Here is an 18,462-nt window from a genome sequence, read left to right on the forward strand (position 1 = left end):
CCCGACGGCCTCGGGATGGATCTCGACCGGCCGTTGGATCGAGCCCGATCGCAGGCGCCAGGTGAACCGACAGGAGGTCGGCAATGCACGCGCACATACTTCGGACTCGTGGTCTGGTCCTGGCCGTCCCCAGCGTGCTGGTGATCGCCGCCGCCGTGGGGTCGACGCCGGTTCACGGCGACGATTCGGGCATTCTGGGACGGTTCTTTCGGCTCGGCGGCTCGTCGTCGTCCAGCTCCAGCCGGGCGCGGTCGAACCCCGCGCCTTCCGCGCCCGCCACTCCGTCCGCGTTGCCGTACGGCGGAAGCGGCAATCCGAACGCGATGAAGGGCAACGGCGGCGCCTTCATCCCGCCCGCGAGCCCGAGGGCGCCGGCGGCGACCCCGACGACCGGGCCGATCACGGAAGGGCCGTCGACGCCCGAAGTGACGGAGTCCGGAGTCGGCCTGCCCGCCGTCGCGCCTCGCCCTCGGGTCAGCAACGCCGCGACCAGCGCCGAGCCGCTCTTGACCCGGATGGCCCTGGGACGATCGAACGACGGCAGCCAGTTCGGCATGTTCCTCCAGATCTACGCCGACGGCACGGTGATCGACTCGGAAGGCGTGCACAGGCTCTCGCCGAGCGACCTGAAGCCGATCGCCGATCTGGTGAACTCCGGCGAACTCGGCCGTCTCCGCGGCCATTGCGGCAACCCGTCGAGCGACTTCATCGAGGAAGTCCATGTGATCGCCTACGAGCGCCGGCTCGGACGGTTGGCCGCCGTGCCGTTCTCGTATTCCGGCAACCCCCAAGGCTGCGATCATGCCGTGAAGCAGCTTCACACGCTGGTCGAGAACCTTCAGACCAAGCTCAGTCGACAGCCCGTCGCCACCGCTCCCGCCGTGGGCGCTCCCTCGCTGGGCGCGGCCGTCGCGGCTCCGGGACCGGCGGCGATCGCCTCGGGCGCGGCGAGCCCCGCGCTGGCGCCGACGGGCCCCGTCATCCCGCTGACGCCGATCGACCCGCACGCGCACTGACGCCTCTGATCGCGGCGAGCAGGGCGGCCAGTCCTTTCGCCCCTCTGCTCGCCGCGACGCGACCTGTCCGGGCTGGAAGAAGGACGCGTCAATCTCTACAATGGAGAATCATTCTTGATTTAGTGCTGGTCTCGCCTGGAGAGAGACCACAGTCCGGACAGAAGGAAGCCGCCGTGGTCAACCCACAGACCGATGAAATCAGGCCGATCAGCGTCTCGGAGTCTCCGGAAGACAAGTTCCGTGAGTTCCTGGAAATTCGGGGCGAAAAGCTGACCGACCCTCGGCGCGTGCTGGTGCGGCACATCTACAGTACGCACAAGCACTTCGACGCGGACGAGCTGGTCCGCGACCTGCACGATTCGGGCCGTGCGATCAGCCGGTCGACGGTCTATCGCACGCTCCGGCTGCTCGTCGACGCAGGGCTTTTGCGTGAGCTTCGCCTGACGAACCGGACGGCGTACGAGCACGATTACGGCTATCCGGACCACGACCACCTGCATTGCACGTCCTGCAACAAGGTGGTCGAGTTCCGCAATGAAGAGATTTTGAAGCTTCGCGACGCGGTGAGCCGGGCCAATGGCTTTCGGGCGTCGGGCCATCGCTTCCTTATCGAAGGCGTCTGCTCGTCGTGCAGCCGCTCGCACAGCCCGCGAAGACGGCTCGACCTGATCTGATCTCAGGTCGAGCCCCGGGGCGTCCAGCTCATTCGAGGTAGCCGAGGTCGGCGAGCCGCTGTTCGATGATCGCCTGCTCTTCGGGCGAGTACTCGAACGGGCGGCGGTGCGGGCCTTCGAGGGGCTCTTGCGGGGGATCGAGCCGGCTGGGAGTGAACGAGTTCGCCGCCGGCGCGGTTGCGGTTCGCGTCGCGCCGACCGGGATTCCCTCGATGTGACTCGGGATTGGCTGGCCCAAGAGCTGAAGGATCGTCGGGGCGACGTCGATCAGGTCCGCCTGGAGGTAACGGCCCGGCGCGATTCCCGCTCCGGCGATCGCGACGATTCCTTCGGGACGGTGCGTGCCGGGGAGGTTCGGGTCGGACGAGACCCAGCCGCGACTCGCGCCGAGCTTAGTGCGCACCCAGTATGGGGCGTCGGGCATGGCGATCAAGTCGGGATAGCCCTCGCGCGCGGGATCGACGCCGTAGGTCTCGGCGGTCTGGATGATCCGGGGGAACAGCGGTTCGCCCGTCTCGGGATGCCGGGCCTCTGCCAACGCGCGAGCCGCTTCGCCGCGCGCCTCATCGATCTCGCGAGGCGTGAACAGCGGGGGGCAGTTCCGGGTCGAGCCGAATCGCGCCGGGGAGTTCACGTAGATCATTGCCGCGGTGTCCTGGTGCGGCGCGAAGGCGATCGTCCGCTTCCAGTCGAACGGGAACTGCGCCGAGACCGACGTGTCGAATGACGCCGAACGGGCTTTGGGATCGCCCCGTTTGACGTTCCAGAGGCGAAGCCGGTCGACGGCCTGGTCGGCGCGGCGGGTCAGCTTGCGGACCAGTCCCTCGCGCTGGGCGACGCCGGCGTCGACGAGGATCTGATTGACGTCGATCCGACCCAGGCAGGGGCCGAATCCGTGGTCGCTGACGACCATGACGGCGGCGCCCCGCTTGTCGGCCAGCTCGCAGAGCGAGCCGATCGCCCGGTCGAGCCCCTGAATGACGCTGGCGGCGGCGACGTTCCATTCGGGGTCGTCGATCCCGGTTTCATCGACGTTCAAGTAGCGCCAGACGCGATGCTGGAATGGGTCGAGGTTCTGAAACTGGACCATGAGCACCGACCAGTCGGGCGTCGCGCGGTCGGCGACGAAGCCCCCTTCGGCCCGTCCCTGAAAGCTCTCGACGGTGAGCCGGGCGTTGGTCTGGAGTTCTTCGAGCGACTGCGGAGCGCGCTTCCAGAAGTAGCGGAGCGAGTAGTTCGGCGCTTCGGCCTTGAGGCGGGCGGCGAATTCGGGATACCCCTGGAGCGCGCCTTCGAGGTGCGGGGCGTCCATGCCCGATACGACCACGCCGTTGACGCGCGGGGGCGGGTAAAGGCCCGGCACGTTGAGGCACGCGATCGATCGTCCGGCATCGCTGAGCAGCCGCCAGATCGTGGGGACGCGGATTCGGCCCGAATGATTGACTTTCATCCGGTTCTCGGCGGCGTCGAAGTAGCGGTGGTCGAAGACCCCGTGCCGCGCCGGGTTGCAGCCGGTGACCATCGAGGTCCACGCGGCGGTGGTCACCGGCGGGATGATCGAGGTCAGCTCGCCGTGGGCCGCTCGCTTGAGAAGGGCGTCGAGGTTCGGCATGAGCCCGCGGCGTCGCATGGGATCGAGCACCGTCCAGGTCGCGCCGTCGAGTCCTAGAACCAGTATGCGATCGATGGATGTCGCCATAGACTTTTCTTCCCGTTGCCGACTTTCTTGGGATCGTGCTTCTTCGAACCGGGGGTTGCACTTGAGGCGGCGTCGAAACGCGCTTCGCGCGTCGCGGACGGCTGCAACTCCACCCCTGTCTCGACCGTGAAGTCAGAGTGGTAGTAGCCGGTGAGTTGCTGGCGCTCGCCCTTGGATCGGTAGATCGCGCCGATCCGCCGCCGCATCTTGGCGCGGAGGGGAAGGCTCGCACTGGCCTCTTCGAGGTGGCGACGGTAGCCGGCGATCAGCGCTTCGGCCCGTTCGGTGAAGTCCGAGGGCGCCGGCGTCTTGGCGCCCAACGCCATCACCGAATGCGGAAACGACGAGAAGCCCTGCGAGCCGATGATCCGCCCTTCGTAGGGGCTCATCATCCGCCTCAGGCAGCTTGGCGTCATCCGCCAGTAGTCGTCGGGGTAGGCGTGAATCCGGAAATTCAGCGGCGTGGTGATGAGGAACAAGCCGCCGGGCTTGAGAATCCGGAACACCTCGTCGAACGCCCTGCGGACTTCGAAGACGTGCTCGAACGTCTCGACGCAGAGCACCGTTCCCGCCGAATTCGACGGCAGGGAGATGGCCGAAACGTCCTCGATCCGGTCGACGCCGGGGCCGGCCCGCATGTCGCAGCCGACGAACGACTTGCCGGCGAACATGCCGCGGAGATTGGCGTAGCCTTCTTGACCTTCGACCTGATAGGACCCGAACTCGAAGACAGGGGCGGGACAATCGAAGGTCTCGGCCACAAGGCGGCAGAACGCCTTGTTGTGGTCTCGCATCGTCGTTGCTCCTCCATGAGCTGGTTAATTGAGCGGACCGCGGCGGGAGATCGGGCCTGAGCGGAATCTCCTCCGTGATGGCGGCGGATCTTAGAAAGTTCGCCGAAATCGGTCAAGTACAAGCCCGAAGCGCCAGCGAGTGAATTTCCTTGGATCGAGGGCGATTCATTCGCAGGCGCTTCGGGCTGTTTTGAAATTAACGCGCGGGGTGATCAGGGAGCGAAATACAAGCTCGAAGCGCAAGCGAGTGGATTGGTTCGTCCGGTCGTTTCGAGGCGCGCACCGAGGCAAGCGAGGAAATCCACTCGCTTGCGCTTCGAGCTTGTATTTCGGGCCTCCGCCGAGTCCGTGAGGGCGGGCCTCAGCGCGGGTTCAAAACGGCCAGCGCGGGGGTGGCGATCCGCTCACCGCTGGTCCAGCGGCCGTCGCCGCGGTTCACCTGGCGGTACAGCGTGTCGCGCTCGACGGGGACACGACCGGCCTCGGTGATGAGGCGGCGGATCTCGTCGACGACCACTTCCTGGGGCGTCTCGGCACCGGCCTCGTGGTAGATCTTCTCGTGAACGACGGTGCCGTCGATGTCGTCGGCGCCGAACGAGAGCGCGATCTGCGCGGTCTTGAGCCCCAGCATCACCCAGTAGGCTTTGATGTGAGGGAAGTTGTCGAGCATCAGCCGGCTGATCGCCATCGTCTTGAGGTCCATCATCCCCGACGGCTTGGGGATCTCGGACATCTCCGAGTTGTCGGGATGGAACGCCAGCGGGATGAAGGTCTGGAAGCCGCCGGTCTCGTCCTGAAGCTCGCGGAGCCGCACCAGGTGGTCGATCCGGTGCAACGGGCGGTCGATGTGGCCGTAGAGCATCGTGGCGTTCGAGTGCAGGCCCAGGCGATGCGCCGTCCGGTGGACGTCGAGCCATTGCTCGGTCGAGGCCTTGGCCCCGCAGACCTTCTCGCGGACTTCGAGATGGAAGATCTCGGCGCCGCCGCCGGGAAGGCTTCCCAGGCCGGCGTCGATCAGTCGCTTCAAGACCTCTTCGGTTGAGACCCGCGTGATCTTGGAGAAATATTCGATCTCGACGGCGGTGTACGCCTTCACGTGGATCTCGGGCGCGGTCTCCTTGATCCAGCGGACGACGTCGATGTAATAGTCGAGCTTCAGCTTGTGGTGCAGGCCGCCGACGATGTGCATCTCCGTCGCCCCGCGCGACGCCGCCTGGCGGGCGCGCTCGATCACTTGATCGCGATCCATCACGTACGCCTTGGCCTCGCCGAGATCGGCGCGGAAGGCGCAGAAGTCGCACGTGTAGACGCAGACGTTCGTCGGATTGATGTGCGTGTTGACGTTGTAGAAGCCGAGATCGCCGTTGAGCCGCTCGCGCACCAGGTTGGCCAGCGAGCCCAGCTCGAACAGGTCGTGCGACTCCTCCATCGCCAGACCATCCTCGAAGCTGAGCCTCTGGCCGGCTTCCACCTTCTCGCGAATCACCTTGAGACGAGCGACATCGTCCGCCATGCCTGTAACCGATCCTCTCTCGATCCGACCTCGCGCGGGCCGGGTTTCCATTTCTGGAAACTCTTCGCCAGGCGCGTCTCAATCCCCGATGGTTTCTGGAATTTTAGTCGGGATTGAACGAAACGGCAACCGCTGCCGAGACGAGGCGTTCCAACCCGGCTTCTCATTTCACGTTATACGATCAAGTCGATCACGCTGAAAACCAGAAGTCCGACGCTGACGACGACGTTGACGTGGAAGAACGCCTGGTTCACGCGCGCCAGGTCGTCGGGCCGCACCAGCGAATGCTCGTAGACCAGAAGGACCGCCGCCGCCGCCACCCCCACGTAGTAAACCCCGCCGAGCGGGTAAACCAGCCCGAGGCCCACGAGCGCGGCGATCATGAACGCATGGCAGAGCGCGGCCAGGTGGAGCGCTCGGGCAATTCCCAGCGTGCCGGGTACGCTTCGAAGCCCCGCCTCGCGATCGAAATCGGCGTCCTGGCAAGCGTAGATGATGTCGAATCCCGCCACCCAGAAGAAGACCGCCAGGGCGAGCAGGACCGGGGCCCAGGTGACGTCGCCCCGAAGCGCGATCCAGGCGGCGATCGGAGTGAGGCTCAGCGAGGCGCCCAGCCAGAAGTGGGCGAGGCTCGTAAACCGCTTCGTGTACGAATAGCCCAGCAGCCAGAGCAAGACCGGCAGCGCGAGCCGGAGCGGCCAGGGGTTGGGCAGGAACAGCAGCGTCGAGGCGACGAAGGCCGCCGAGCAGAGCGCCGTGAAGCCCGCCACGGCGGTCGGCGTGAGCAGGCCGGCGGGGAGGTGACGGCCGGCGGTGCGCGGGTTGCGGGCGTCGTAATCGCGGTCGATCAGCCGGTTGAAGGCCATGGCCGCCGACCGGGCCGTCGCCATGCAGAGGAGGATTCCCAGCCAGTCGCGCGGGCGACCTTCAAGCCCCCTCGGCCCCCAGGCCGCCAGCACCGCCCCCAGCAGGGCGAAGGGCAGGGCGAACAGCGTGTGGCTGAACCGCACGAGTTCCAGGTAGTCGCGGACGCGGGACAATGCGATCGACATCGATTTCGACGAGCCTCCTTTGACCACGTTCACGCCGAGGCTTCGGTCGACGAAGCCTGCGCGTGATCAACCTGAAAGATCCGGGCGACCACCCAGTCGCCAAGGGCTGGGAACATCCGCCCGAGCACGCCGAGCGCCCGGAACGGCCACACCAGCCGACGTCGGACCGAGAGCCTGCGCTGGGGGTGGTCGATCAGACCGACCACGCGGCGGGCGACGTCGTCGACGTCGGCGGTCATCCACGACGAGGGGGTTTCGACCACGGGGTGCGCCTTGGTTCCCGGAGCGACTCGGCTCTGCATCGCTTGGGAGAAATCGGTCCGGATCGGCCCCGGTTCGACGAGGCAGACGGTCACGCCCAGGCTCGCCAGCTCGCGGCGGAGGGCGTCGTTCCAGTAGGCGAGCCCGGCCTTGGTCGCCCCGTACGCGCCGAGGGCCGAGCTGGCGACGCAGGTGATCGCCGAGCCGATAGTGATGATCGTGCCCCGCCGGGCGATCAGCGAGGCGATCAGATGTCGGGTCAGGACCAGGGGCGCCAGGAAGTTGACGGCCACCTGCTGCTCGATGTCTTCCACCGGCGCGTCGGCGAAAAGCGTCGGCAGGCCGAGCCCCGCGTTGTTGATGAGGACGTCGACCCCGCCGAACCGGTCGATCGTCTCGCGAGCCACGCGTTCGCAGGCGACGGGCTCGGAAAGGTCGGCGGCGATCGTCAGGACTTCGAGCCGGGGGGCGAGCTTTTTCAGATCGGCGGCCAGAGCGTCCAGCCGATCCGCTCGACGCGCGACGAGGACCAGCGCGGCGGCCTTGCATTGATCGACGATCGCGCGCGCCAGGGCCGCCCCGAGTCCGGCTGAAGCGCCGGTGATCAGAATGGTTCGACCCTTGGGTCTGGCGGATGATGCGTCGGTCATGGGACTCACGCGCCTCCGGCGTCCGCTCCGCGAACGGGCTTGGTTCCAACGTAAAGCGTGGCGACGCCGAACGTCAGCGGGTGCATCTCAAGGTCGACCAGCCCGCGCGAGCCCAGCAAATCGAGCAGTGCCTGGCCGTCGGGGAATTCGAGCACGGTGCGCGGCAGGTAGTTGTAGGCGTCGTCCGCGTTGGGGGCGACGGCCTGGCCGATCCGCGGCAAGACCTTGCGAAAGAACGCCAGGTAGAGCGGGCCGAGCAGACGGCCGCGAGGTTTGGAGAACTCGAGGATGGCCACCTTGCCGCCGGGGCGCGCGGCGCGGATCATCTCGTCGACGCCGGCCACGGTGTCGCGGACGTTACGCAGGCCGAACGCCACGCTGACCACGCCGAACGTGTCGCTCGGCACCGGCAGCCGCTGGGTGTCGCCCTCGATGAGCGTCACGCGGCCCGACGCGGCGGCCTTCTCGACCTTGCGGCCGCCGACCAGGAGCATCTCGCGGCAGAAGTCCGTCCCGACCACCTGAGATCTTCCATTCGCCGCCCGGTCGTAGGCCAGCGCCAGGTCGGCCGTCCCCGTGCAGCAGTCGAGGACCGGGACGCCCGCCTGGGGGGGCACGGTGCGGGTCGTGAAGGTCCGCCACGAGCGGTCGATGTTCAGGCTCAGCAGGTGGTTGAGCAGGTCGTACCGCCGGGCGATCGACGCGAACATCCGCCGAACGCGCAGGTCCGACTTGTCCTCGGAGGCGGTTGCGGTGGTCTCGGGAGCTAAGGTGGGCACGAAAACGTCGTCCAATTTCTGTTGGTGTAACACGGATGTTTCACCCATTTTGCTCTCGACGGCCTTCGGCGACAAGTCGGACAGCGTGGCGAGGCGTCTCAACCCGGCGATCCGGCGGGTTCTTCGGGCTTCGAGACTGGTGCCGCGTCGCCCCATCCCAGCTCGCGCGCGGTCAGCGGGTCGACCCGAAGCCGTTCGAGGCGGCTCACGTCCATCCGCATGATGTCGCGGTTGGTGACGAGGCCCGGCCGGAACGACGCGAGCGGGACGCCGTATTTGTCGGACGCTCCGAACAGGTGCAAGACCTCATGGGCGATCATGGCGGCGTCCGGGGTCGGCGATCGGACGATCGAGTCGGAGAAGTTTTTGGAGTGGGCGTAGCAGAGGGCCAGGCTGACGCCGTCCAGCTCCGTGAGATCGAGGGGCACCGCGAACGAACGGCCGGCGCGGCGGAGGTGGAGCAGCCAGACGGGGATCGCGCTGCCGAGCCGGCCGCCGACCTCGCGGACGAAATCCACGGAGTCATGGAACCCAAGCTGCGCGGCGGCCCGGCTCATCAGGGTCAACGATCGCGTGATCGAATTCATCTCGAAGAGGCCGAGCCCGGCCCCTTCCCACCCATAGCCGATCTCGGTCTCGGGCGTGCGGTCGCCCTCGACGCTGAAATACGTGTCGGCCACGCCGACCGCGACCTCCGCGCCGTAGCGGTCGGCCTCCTGGCGTATCCAGCGGGCCACCCACTCGATCGAAGTCGTCCAGCGTGCGATCTCGGAATCGGTCCAGGATCGGCCGTCCGAGCCAATAAACATTGAGACCAGCGCGACCCGGCCGCGCAACGCAGGGGACGCGACTTTCCCCCACGGCATCGGTGGGCCCGGCTTCGCCCCGTCCTCGGGATGGAACGGCCCAGCGTAGCGTCCGTAGCGGCTGTCGCGAAAATTGGGCTCCTTGGGAATGAGGGCGACCGCGGCGAGGCCGTCGGGAAAGTCGTCGGCCCGGCTCTCGCGGCCTGCGCGTCTTGCCTGCTTGCCCTGAAGTGCCGCGCGACGAACCCGTAGCGAAAACCGGACCAGTTCCATAACCAACCCGACCAGGCCCGCGCCGATCAGGAACAGCCACACGCCCAGGCCGAGCCCTTCGCCATTGGCCCAAAGGATCGGTGGATCGGTGCTGAAGACGATCTCCAGACTGGTTTTCGAGTCGGTCATCCATGATCTCATTGCAAAAGGAGGTCGTCGGTTTCAACAAATCGCCATTTGAAGACTCGGCGTAATGCGGTATCTCTATCGTTTCCCGAGGAGCATCGCCAGATCCAGGAGGGACGGCGGAATATGGAAGTATGGAAGCGTGGACGGGTTGGGTTGGTCTTGCTGCTGACGGTTTTCGCCGGCTGTCAGAAGGTTGCGCCCGTCGAGTCGTTGCCCGGCGTCCGGCGGACGTTGGACGAGGTCGGTGTGCGGCTCGGCCAGGTGAAGTCGGAACGCGAGCTGACGGCCGTGGCGACCAGGCAAGCCGCGCTGCTTTCGCTTCTGAACCCGGCCGAACGGCTGGCGCTCGGGCGCAACGCCGTTCGGTTCCGGACCGCCGCGCCGGTGATGGTCGCGGTCGCCTCATTGCGCGGGGCGTCGCCGTTCTGGCTCGAAGATCAGGGTTTCCGACCCACCGGCTTCTCGCTTCACACCGAAGACGGCGAATGGGTCGTCCACCACAAGACGTATCCTCGCGGCTGGGTGGGGCTGGGCGTCAACGGCCTCGATCGCACCACGACTACGCATTACGCGGCGTTCGTCCGATCGGCCCCCGGGCAATCGCCGCTCGACGTCGACAAGCTGGACCTCGTTCAGGACGACGGCGCCGGCTGGACGAAGCGGATCGCTCATCAGGGCGTGAGCGCGTCGAGCGGGCTGGACCGGCCGTTCCGAGAGCTTCCGAAGGAGCTTGACGGCGCGATCCTGCTGCAACCGGCGCACGACCGCCGCCACGCGGCCCTTCTCGCGGGCGGGCGGGTCTGGAAGACGCATTCGGTTTCGCGCGACATTCCCGACCAGGCGGTGGTCAGCTTCGGTCTCGACCCCGCGCGTGAGCTGGTCTGGAGCTGGCGGACGTCGGCCCGGGTCGATCGCAGCGCCATCCGGATCGTGCCCGCGAAGTACGAGACCGCCGAGAGCGACCCCACGACCAACCCCGACCTCCACGGCATGCGCACCGTCGAAGGCGACTCGCAGCTCGTCCGGTCGGACGGCCTGGTCAACGACCCGCTCATCCGCCGCCATTCGGTGACGGTCGGCGGGCTCGAACCCGACACCATGTTTTACTACTCGCTCGGCGACGGCGACGCGGGACGTTGGGGGCCGTGGCGAACCGTCAAGACGGGACCGAGCCAGCCCCGGCGGCTGGAATTCCTTTACCTCGGCGACGCCCAGACGGGGCTCGAACAGTGGGGCAAGCGGCTGAGCGCGGCCTTCCGCCGCCATCCCGGCATGGACGGCATCCTCCTGGCCGGCGATCTCGTCGACCGCGGCAACGAACGCACGAACTGGGACCATTTCTTCCTCCGCGCCGAGCCGATCTTCGATCGCGTGCCGGTCATGCCGGCGGTCGGCAATCACGAATACCTCGATCAAGGGCCGCGACTCTACAACGCCTTCTTCCGGCTCCCCCGGAACGGTCCGGAAGGCGTCGCGCCGGGGCTCGTTTATCACTTCCAGTATGGCGGCGCGCTCTTCGCGGTCCTCGACAGCACGCTCGCCGTCATGAGCCCGAGCCAGGCCCGTAAGCAGGCCGAGTGGCTCGACAAGCTACTTACCGAGTCGACGGCGGAGTGGAAGTTCGTGATGTTCCACCATACCGTCTACCCGTCGCACCCCGTCCGCGACAATCCCGTGATCCGCGAGCACTGGGTGCCAATCTTCGACAAGCACCACGTCGACATGGTCTTGCAAGGGCACGACCACGCCTACCTGCGGACGTATCCCATGAAGGCCAATCAACGGGTCTCGACGTCGGCGGAAGGGACGACCTACGTGGTCGCGGTCTCCGGCGACAAGTTCGCCGTCCAGGGCGATCGCGACTACATCGAGGTCGGCTTCACTGAACTCTCGACTTACCAGACGATCGAGATCGACGAGATCGCCCGCCGTCTCACCTACCGCGCCTGGACCGACGACGGCGAGGCCGTCGATTCGCTCGTCATCGACAAGCCCGCCCGCGACGCGAATCGGCCCCTGGTCGTGCGGCCGCCGTCGATCAAAACCCGCTGAAAGCCGCTCGCCGATCAGATCAGAGCTGCGCGCGAACCCAGCCGAGAAGTCCCGGGAACCGGTGCAGCACCGCCGAGTGGAAATAAGCCGCGGACCAGACCACGACCCAGGCGAGGATGATCCAGCCTGCAACGTCGCGGGTTGAGGCTGTGTTCGAGTCGTTCGCGAGCTGGCTCATGATCGTCGGGCCTCCGTGCGGGTGCATGAACGCGGGACCGGGCTGTATTCCCTTCTCCCGCAAGGGGAGAAGGCATGCTCGCGCAGGCCTGTTTTGATAGCTGTCTGCAACACTTGAGTAATCGTGCTAGCTCGGGTTGTACGGGGACTGCGCCTGTTGCGTCCGCGCCCACCACCGCCGGGAAGCGCGGTAGACGCGGTCGGGGTCGAGGCCGGCCATGCAGAGGTGTTCGGCCAGCGGGCACGTCTTCTGGTGGCATGGGCCGCAGGGGACGCGCTTCCGCAAGACGAGCGAGTGCTTCGACCAGGGCCGCCATTGCAGCGGGTTGTTGGTGCCGCTAAAGAGGATGACCGACGCGACGCCGGCCGAGGCCGCCAGGTGCGCGGGGCCCGAATCGGCCCCGATGAACAAGTCGGCGCGTTCGAGCAGGGCCGTGGTCTGGGTGACGCTGAGTCGGCCCGACCAGTCGATAAGCCGATCGTGGGGCGTCAACACGCGCGTGAGCGGAGGATCTTCCGGCCCGCCGACGATGACGATCCGCCAGCCGTCTTCCAGGAACCGCTCGATGAGCGTCTTCCAGTGGCCCTTCGGCCATCGCTTGGCCGAAGTGCCGGCGCCGAGGTGGACGGCCAGCAGTGGAGGCTGGGGGCTGAATCGCTCGGCGTGCAGCCAGCCGGCCGAGTCGTCGGGATGGACCGCCGTCGATCGCGCGCCGCGCCATTCGTCGTGTTCTCGACCGGCCGCCGTGTGCACCGTCGCCTCGTGCCGTCGACCGGCCGAGGCTCGGCGCGGCCAGGCTTCGAGGAGCTTGGCGGCGATGAGCATTCGGTCTTCGTCCTGAATGTGGACGGCGGCGCGGGCGGTCGTGTCGGGCTCGATTCCCAGGGGTTCGAGCAAGGCCAGGCGCGAGCGAACCTCGTGGCGACCGGCCGTCCATTCGGCGACGTCGGTCAGCAGGAACGCGCCGCCGCCCATGGCGAAGCCGACGCGTCGCGCGACGCCGCCCAGGGCCAGCACGAGGATCGACAGGACGTCGCCCCGGACGTCGATTCCGAGATCGTAGTCTTCGCCTCGCAGCGATCGGCCGAGCCGCCAGACCTCGCGGAGCAGGCCACGACGGCCAGGCGTCCGCTCGAACCAGGTGCGCTCGGCGATCCGCACCCGGTCGATGTTGCGGTTCGACTCGAAGACCTCGTGATTGCTCGGCGAGGCCAGGACGTCGATCGTCGCCTCGGGATACGCAGCCTGAAGCTGCGCGATCAGAGGGGCGGTCAGGACCGCGTCGCCCAGGTGGTCGAGCTGCACGATGAGGATCCGCCGCGGCGATGCGACGGACCGGGGGGGCCGCAGCCGTCGCCAGATCGGCGCGGCCAGGCCGCCCGCGGCGTCGAGCGCGCGGACGAGGACTCGCCATCGCCACTTGCTGTAGCGATAGCGTCCCGTGGTCACAGGCTTGAGGTCAGTCGGCGACCTGCTCATACACCTCCGCCGTGGTTCGAGCGACTTGGTCCCAAAGGTAGTTCGAAGCCATGTGGGCTGCAAGCCCAGAAGATGGTCCTTCTCGCCAGGCCTTCGACAGCGCGGCGGCGATTTCGTTGATCCGGTTCGGTCGCGCGTAGAGCGCGTGATCGCCGAAATACTCGCGGGTCGAGCCGAACGGCGTAACGACCACCGCCGCGCCGGCCAGCGCGGCTTCAAGCGCCGACAGTCCCGGCGTCTCGAACCAACTGCACAGCGCGAAGACGCGCGCCGCGGCGTAAGCCGAGATCAAGAGCGGGTCTTGATGGTCGCGGCTTTCCAGCCAGACCACGCGATCCCCCCCCTCGCGGCGGCAGAGCCGTTCATAGTCCTCGAATCGCGGGGGGGCGTCGCCGACGACCACCAGCGGCAGGCCGAGATCCCGGGCCGCGCGGATCAGCCCGAGCGGGTTCTTGCGCGGCTCGATCCGTCCCACGAACAGGATGAAATCAAAGTTGCCGACCTGTTCGCGAAAAACATTCGGCGACGCCCACCCGAACGCCGGCGAAACGCCGTTGGGAACCACCGTGAACCTCCCGCGATCGACGCCGAAGAGTCGGGCGAGCTGGTCGGCCTCGGCGTTCGAGTTCGGCAGAATCCGGTCGGCGAGATGCAACAGCGTCCGCCGCCAGCTCGGGCATCGCGGTACGGCGCGGCGGATCGACCAGAGGCCCAACGCGGCGAGCTTCCGGCGCAGGTTCGGCTCAAGCGCCCAGAGGGCGCGCGGCTCATACCAACAGATCGGCGAAAGGACGACCGGCACCCCGCGCGACTTCGCTGCCTGGGCGAGTTCGAGTCCCTCGCGCGACATCCCGAACAGGTGCAGCGTCCGGGCTTGCTGGATGCGGTCGGTCCACGCCGAGAAGAGTCGGACCGGGACGTCCATCGCTTCGAGGCCGCGGCCTGTCTGCACAAGCTGATTCTCGCCGCCGCCTGGCGATTGGAAGGCGAACGACGGGGCGTGCAGGAACACCGAGTCGGTCGGGAACGGCCCCTGCGAACGCGAGGCGAGCCACGCCGCGGTGGTCAGCTCGGAATCGGTGGTTTCCATCGAACGGCCGTCCATCAATTGGTCCCCGTTCGTTGAAGCTTCCACCACCGCAGACTCTTTTTCACCCGGCCGGCCAAGGTCGCGCCGGCCAGCTCGTTGATCGGTGTTTCGGTCTCCCAGTCGATCGCCTCGCGGACGATCTGCCTGAAGGTCGAGGGACGGCGATCAAGCGAGGGCGGACGGACCACGCGGTCCACGGGCTCGGTCCGCTTTTCATAGACGAGATGCTGAAGGTCGAGGATCGTCCGCGCCTTTGTGAGCGGAATCGAGCAACGGAAGCCGCTCCGATCGATTTCCAGGGCGAGCGGATACTCGGAAGACCATTCGTCGAATTGAACCTCGAATCGACCGCTGCTGCGCGGGATCACCAGCCACTTGCGATCGGCCCGCCATCGCCACCAGCGCGCCATCTCTGTCAGCGTCGTCCGCCAGACCAGGGGCCGCGACTTGAGCGTGCGGGCCAGGGCGAACAACACCTCGGGCATCCGGCCGAGCCGGCGCTCGGGATGGCCGTAAACGAACGCGGGCTCGCCGGCCGCGATCTTCTCCTCGACCACGCTCGCGAGGTATTCGCCGATCAAACGGTTGTCTTGAACTCCGGCGTCGAGGAACAACCCTTCGCAGACGGGGTGAACGGGAACCTGCAACACCCGCGAGAACCGCCCATTCTTCCAGGGGAAGAACGGCAGATCGTCGTAGCCGACCCGAAAATCGGACGAGTAGCGATAGCCGATCGACTCCAGCGCGTCGTCGAGCGAGGCGTTCCAGCGCCCGTGCGGGGCGGCGAAGCCTTCGATCTCGAAGCCCTTCTCGCTCAGAATCCGCTCGGCCCGTTCGAGGTTCTTCCGGTTGGCCTCGCCGTCGCGGTAGACGTAGTGATAGTGGCCGTGCGACTGCGTGTCGTACCGCCGCAGGTCGCTCAGGACCTCGGGCTCGTTCTGGTAGGCGTTGGTGCTCACGAAGTGCGTGCAGCAGTCGGCGAGCAGGTTCCGCGCCAGGCCGAAGCGGTGATAGTCCTCGGCCACCGGCTCGTCGAGGTCGACCCGCAGGTTGAAGGCCGAGCGGTACGGATGCGGGAACGGCGCCAGCCGCATCCAGACGCCGCCATGGGCCGCGACCGCCTCGCGAATCGCCGCGATCAGCCGCCGGCGTATCCAGCCCTTGGGGTAGCGGGCGACCCGCTCGCGCAGCGTCCAGCCGCGAACGTCCCAGCTCGACCGCGCGTCGCGGTCGTCGATCAACGCCTGGAACGGGTCGACCGCTTCGCCCTCGCGGAGGCCGTCGACGTCGATGGCCACGTGCTCGTGCGTGAGCAGGCTGCGCATCGCGGCGGCCGACTCGCGGCGGCCGTCGTAAAGCACGAACCTCCCCACGCGGAACGCGAACGCATGGGCGTCGCGCACCGATTCGAAGGGCACGCCCTCTTGAGCCAGGATCAATTCCAGGCCGGGCGGCGTCTTCCAGAGTAACAGAGGCAGCGGGGCCAGCGTCGACCCGGACAGCTCAGACATCCGCGCCTCCATCGGCCCGGGCGACCCACAAGGCCATCAGGCGGGTCGTCGGCAGCTTGCGAAACAACATGTGCTCCTCCTCGTCGGGTGAGAGCAGGTGCACGATCCGAACGTCGGCGAAATACCTCTGCATCTCTTTGCGAAGCTTGCTGGGCCAGAACCATCGCTCGCGGACCGGGCCGTCGGCCGGGTACATCCAGCGTCCTCGGCGCTCGTCGATACGCTTCAGCAGGGCGCTCGGCACCCACGGCCGCTGCGCGTTCCAGGAAGCCAGGCTCTTGTCGACGATCGCCAGCGATCCCCGGGGCGCCAGAACGCGCCGCGCCTCGCTCAGCGTTTCGTGCCACGTCCCAGGTTCGAGGTGCTCGAAGACCTCGACCGCGAGCACGGCGTCGAAGCAGCCCGAGCGGAACGGCAGGCGGCGGGCACTTCCTCGAACGCGGTCGACGCCGGTCGCTTCGGAGAGCATCGCCGACGACAGGTCGATCCCCGTGACCTCGGCTCCCTGCTCCTGAAGCGCCCGGGCGAATCGCCCCTTGCCGCATCCGAGATCGAGAATCCGCATGCCGTCGACCGGACCGATGGCGTTGCGAATCCCCCGGAGGCGGTAATCCTCGGGATCGACCGACGCCTTGAACCGCCAGTGCAGCGCGTCGAACCGGAACGTGACTTCCGTCTCATGAGCCGAGATCATGACGCGGTCTCCAGGTGATCGAGTTCACGAAGCTTCCATGTGCGGACGGCCGCCGAGACTCCCGACAAGGCGCAGAACATCAGACCTTCGAGCCCGTCGCGAAAACCCTGCTTGTACAAGTAGAGCTTGAGGAAGAGCCAGACCGGCCTCAGCGTCAGGTCGCGGGTTCGATAGCGATCACCGGACCGGTAGAGGTCGTGGGCTTCGAGCGTCGTGTACTGGTCGATCTTGCGGAGGAAGACCCGGACGTCTGGGATCGTATGGTGGTCGAGCGGGTGCCGCATCCGGCCGATCGAGCCGTCGAGATCGACGGTTTCGTGAACCTGCCCGGTCCAGCTTCCACGGCCGCGACGAAAGAGCCGCATCGGCAAATCTTGCTGGGTTCCCGAGTACCCGAACGGCCGGCCGAGGATCTCGCTACGAATCGGAATCCGGAAGCCGGCGTGGCGGTTGGCCGGTTCGGCGAGCGCGCTTCGGATCTCGTCGGCGAGACCGGGCGTGACTCGTTCGTCGGCGTCGATCGAGAGGATCCAGTCGCCGGTGGCCGCCGCCAGGCCGGCGTTGCGCTGGGAGGCGAAATCGTCGAACGGGCGGACGATGACGACTTCGGCCGAGCGTCGGGCGATGGCGAGCGTATCGTCGTCGCTGGCCGCGTCGACGACCACGATCCGCTCGTGGGCGAACCGGACCGAGTCGAGGCAGCCGGGCAGTTTGCGCTCCTCGTTGCGGGCGACGATGAGGGCGGTGATTTTCGGCTCAGGCATGCGCCGCCCCCTTCCGCGCGATCCCGGCGAGGGCCCGCAGCGGGAAGTATACGGCGTAGGCGGCGAGTGCGAGATCGAGCCGGCCGACGAGCGCGAGCACGATCCACAGATGCCAGCGGAGGTCGGCGTGCCCCATCGCCGCGACGACGCCGCGAATGCGAGATGTCGAGCCGACGCGCGGCCGCGCTTCGCCGGCGGCCTTCTCCATCTCGGCGCCGGTGAGCGACTGGACGAGGAACATGTACTTGCCCGACGCGTAGAGGATGCCGAGGACGAGCCAGTAGGCGGGCGCTCCCGACTGGAACATCGCCCAGGCGATCGCGCCGTGGAGCGCGAGATCGGCGAGCTCGTCGAGCACCTGATCGAGCCACTGGCCGAAGGCCGAGCACGTCCCCTGAAGCCGGGCGAGCCGGCCGTCGGCGGTGTCGAGGACCAGGGCCGAGGCGAAGGCCAGGGCCGTGGCCGTCCGGCTGATCCAGCCGAGACCGCCGCACGCCACGATCGCCGTCCCGCTCAGCATGAGCGATGCGGCGGCGAGCGTCACGGCGTTGGGCCGGACCCGCGTATGCTGGAGCGCGGCGGCGAGCCGTTCGGCGATCGGGAACGCCCAGTAGCGGCCCAGAGGCTGATAGGTCAAACGCCGGGTCAGTTCTTGCTCGGCCGTCGCCAGCGACTCGGGACGGTCGAGCCGCCAGATCTCGGCGGTTTCGGGACGCTCGCCGCGGCGGACGGCTCGGCGGAGGCGACGGCTGTCATAAAGGCGATCGGTGCGCAGCACGGCGGCTTCGGCCGAGGGGGGCTCGGACCGCAAGGCGACTCGTCCCGGCGCGGCGTCGATCAGCAGCGCTTCGAGCGCCTCGCATTCGCTCCCCCACGCGTGGACGGCGACCGTCCGGCCGGGGCCCGCGACGTCGAGGGCCTGATCGATCAGCCGGGCGAGCAACGAACGCCCGAGCACGACCTCGGCGGCGAGCAGCCCCCGAGGCCCGCGCGGTCGGGCGTCGATCACCAGGTCGAGAGCCGGAGAAGTCATTCCTCGCCTCCCTGC

Annotated in this window: 17 protein-coding genes; 3 read left to right on the plus strand and 14 right to left on the minus strand. The window is 67.5% G+C overall.

Going from position 1 to position 18,462, the window contains the following annotated elements; translation table 11 throughout:
- Positions 1–83: 83 nt before the first annotated feature.
- Together BSF38_RS30865 and BSF38_RS22285 are read left to right on the plus strand one after the other, a co-directional pair.
- Positions 84–1,016, plus strand: a complete 933-nt coding sequence (locus BSF38_RS30865) for a hypothetical protein (RefSeq protein WP_145952272.1) — start codon at positions 84–86, stop codon at positions 1,014–1,016.
- Positions 1,017–1,189: 173 nt separating this feature from the next.
- Positions 1,190–1,690, plus strand: a complete 501-nt coding sequence (locus BSF38_RS22285) for a Fur family transcriptional regulator (protein WP_076349339.1) — start codon at positions 1,190–1,192, stop codon at positions 1,688–1,690.
- A 28-nt stretch (positions 1,691–1,718) separates the two neighbouring features.
- Here BSF38_RS22285 and BSF38_RS22290 read toward each other — a convergent pair whose 3' ends face one another.
- The 7 genes from BSF38_RS22290 to BSF38_RS22320 form a co-directional block, all read right to left on the minus strand.
- Positions 1,719–3,389: an alkaline phosphatase family protein gene (locus BSF38_RS22290; RefSeq protein WP_076349340.1), complete on the minus strand. Its 1,671-nt coding sequence runs from the start codon at positions 3,387–3,389 to the stop codon at positions 1,719–1,721.
- Positions 3,356–4,183: a class I SAM-dependent methyltransferase gene (locus tag BSF38_RS22295; protein ID WP_076349341.1), complete on the minus strand. Its 828-nt coding sequence runs from the start codon at positions 4,181–4,183 to the stop codon at positions 3,356–3,358. The genes BSF38_RS22290 and BSF38_RS22295 overlap by 34 nt, the downstream gene beginning before the upstream one ends.
- A 361-nt stretch (positions 4,184–4,544) precedes the next feature.
- Complete coding sequence (gene mqnE / locus BSF38_RS22300; RefSeq protein WP_076349342.1) at positions 4,545–5,696, minus strand: aminofutalosine synthase MqnE; 1,152 nt, start codon at positions 5,694–5,696, stop codon at positions 4,545–4,547.
- A 173-nt stretch (positions 5,697–5,869) separates the two neighbouring features.
- The gene (locus BSF38_RS22305; RefSeq protein WP_076351303.1) at positions 5,870–6,748 is read right to left on the minus strand and encodes a UbiA-like polyprenyltransferase; all 879 of its coding nucleotides are present in this window, start codon (positions 6,746–6,748) and stop codon (positions 5,870–5,872) included.
- Positions 6,749–6,777: 29 nt separating this feature from the next.
- Complete coding sequence (locus BSF38_RS22310; RefSeq protein WP_076349343.1) at positions 6,778–7,659, minus strand: SDR family NAD(P)-dependent oxidoreductase; 882 nt, start codon at positions 7,657–7,659, stop codon at positions 6,778–6,780.
- A 5-nt stretch (positions 7,660–7,664) separates the two neighbouring features.
- Positions 7,665–8,438, minus strand: a complete 774-nt coding sequence (locus BSF38_RS22315) for a ubiquinone/menaquinone biosynthesis methyltransferase (protein WP_076351305.1) — start codon at positions 8,436–8,438, stop codon at positions 7,665–7,667.
- A gap of 98 nt (positions 8,439–8,536) precedes the next feature.
- A complete protein-coding gene (locus BSF38_RS22320) occupies positions 8,537–9,646 on the minus strand; it encodes a hypothetical protein (protein WP_076349344.1) in 1,110 nt (369 codons plus the stop codon).
- A 123-nt stretch (positions 9,647–9,769) separates the two neighbouring features.
- On the opposite strand from BSF38_RS22320, the gene BSF38_RS22325 reads away from it, so the two are divergent.
- Entirely contained in the window at positions 9,770–11,698 is a 1,929-nt protein-coding gene (locus BSF38_RS22325; RefSeq protein ID WP_076349345.1) for a purple acid phosphatase family protein, read from the plus strand.
- A gap of 19 nt (positions 11,699–11,717) precedes the next feature.
- On the opposite strand, the gene BSF38_RS31470 is transcribed toward BSF38_RS22325, so the two are convergent.
- The 7 genes from BSF38_RS31470 to BSF38_RS22360 form a co-directional block, all read right to left on the minus strand.
- A complete protein-coding gene (locus BSF38_RS31470) occupies positions 11,718–11,876 on the minus strand; it encodes a hypothetical protein (RefSeq protein WP_168189431.1) in 159 nt (52 codons plus the stop codon).
- A gap of 126 nt (positions 11,877–12,002) precedes the next feature.
- Positions 12,003–13,355, minus strand: coding sequence for a glycosyltransferase family 9 protein (locus tag BSF38_RS22335; RefSeq protein ID WP_076349347.1), 1,353 nt, complete (start codon positions 13,353–13,355; stop codon positions 12,003–12,005).
- Positions 13,336–14,445, minus strand: coding sequence for a glycosyltransferase (locus BSF38_RS22340; protein ID WP_076351307.1), 1,110 nt, complete (start codon positions 14,443–14,445; stop codon positions 13,336–13,338). Before BSF38_RS22340 ends, BSF38_RS22335 begins: the two co-directional genes overlap by 20 nt.
- A 14-nt stretch (positions 14,446–14,459) precedes the next feature.
- The gene (locus BSF38_RS22345) at positions 14,460–15,956 is read right to left on the minus strand and encodes a polysaccharide deacetylase family protein (RefSeq protein ID WP_076351309.1); all 1,497 of its coding nucleotides are present in this window, start codon (positions 15,954–15,956) and stop codon (positions 14,460–14,462) included.
- Positions 15,949–16,650: a class I SAM-dependent methyltransferase gene (locus tag BSF38_RS22350; RefSeq protein ID WP_076349348.1), complete on the minus strand. Its 702-nt coding sequence runs from the start codon at positions 16,648–16,650 to the stop codon at positions 15,949–15,951. Before BSF38_RS22350 ends, BSF38_RS22345 begins: the two co-directional genes overlap by 8 nt.
- A complete protein-coding gene (locus BSF38_RS22355; RefSeq protein WP_076349349.1) occupies positions 16,647–17,414 on the minus strand; it encodes a glycosyltransferase family 2 protein in 768 nt (255 codons plus the stop codon). Before BSF38_RS22355 ends, BSF38_RS22350 begins: the two co-directional genes overlap by 4 nt.
- Positions 17,407–18,447, minus strand: a complete 1,041-nt coding sequence (locus tag BSF38_RS22360) for a CDP-alcohol phosphatidyltransferase family protein (protein ID WP_076349350.1) — start codon at positions 18,445–18,447, stop codon at positions 17,407–17,409. The genes BSF38_RS22355 and BSF38_RS22360 overlap by 8 nt, the downstream gene beginning before the upstream one ends.
- Positions 18,448–18,462: the final 15 nt, after the last annotated feature.

Source organism: Paludisphaera borealis (assembly GCF_001956985.1).
Taxonomy (GTDB): Bacteria; Planctomycetota; Planctomycetia; order Isosphaerales; family Isosphaeraceae; genus Paludisphaera; species Paludisphaera borealis.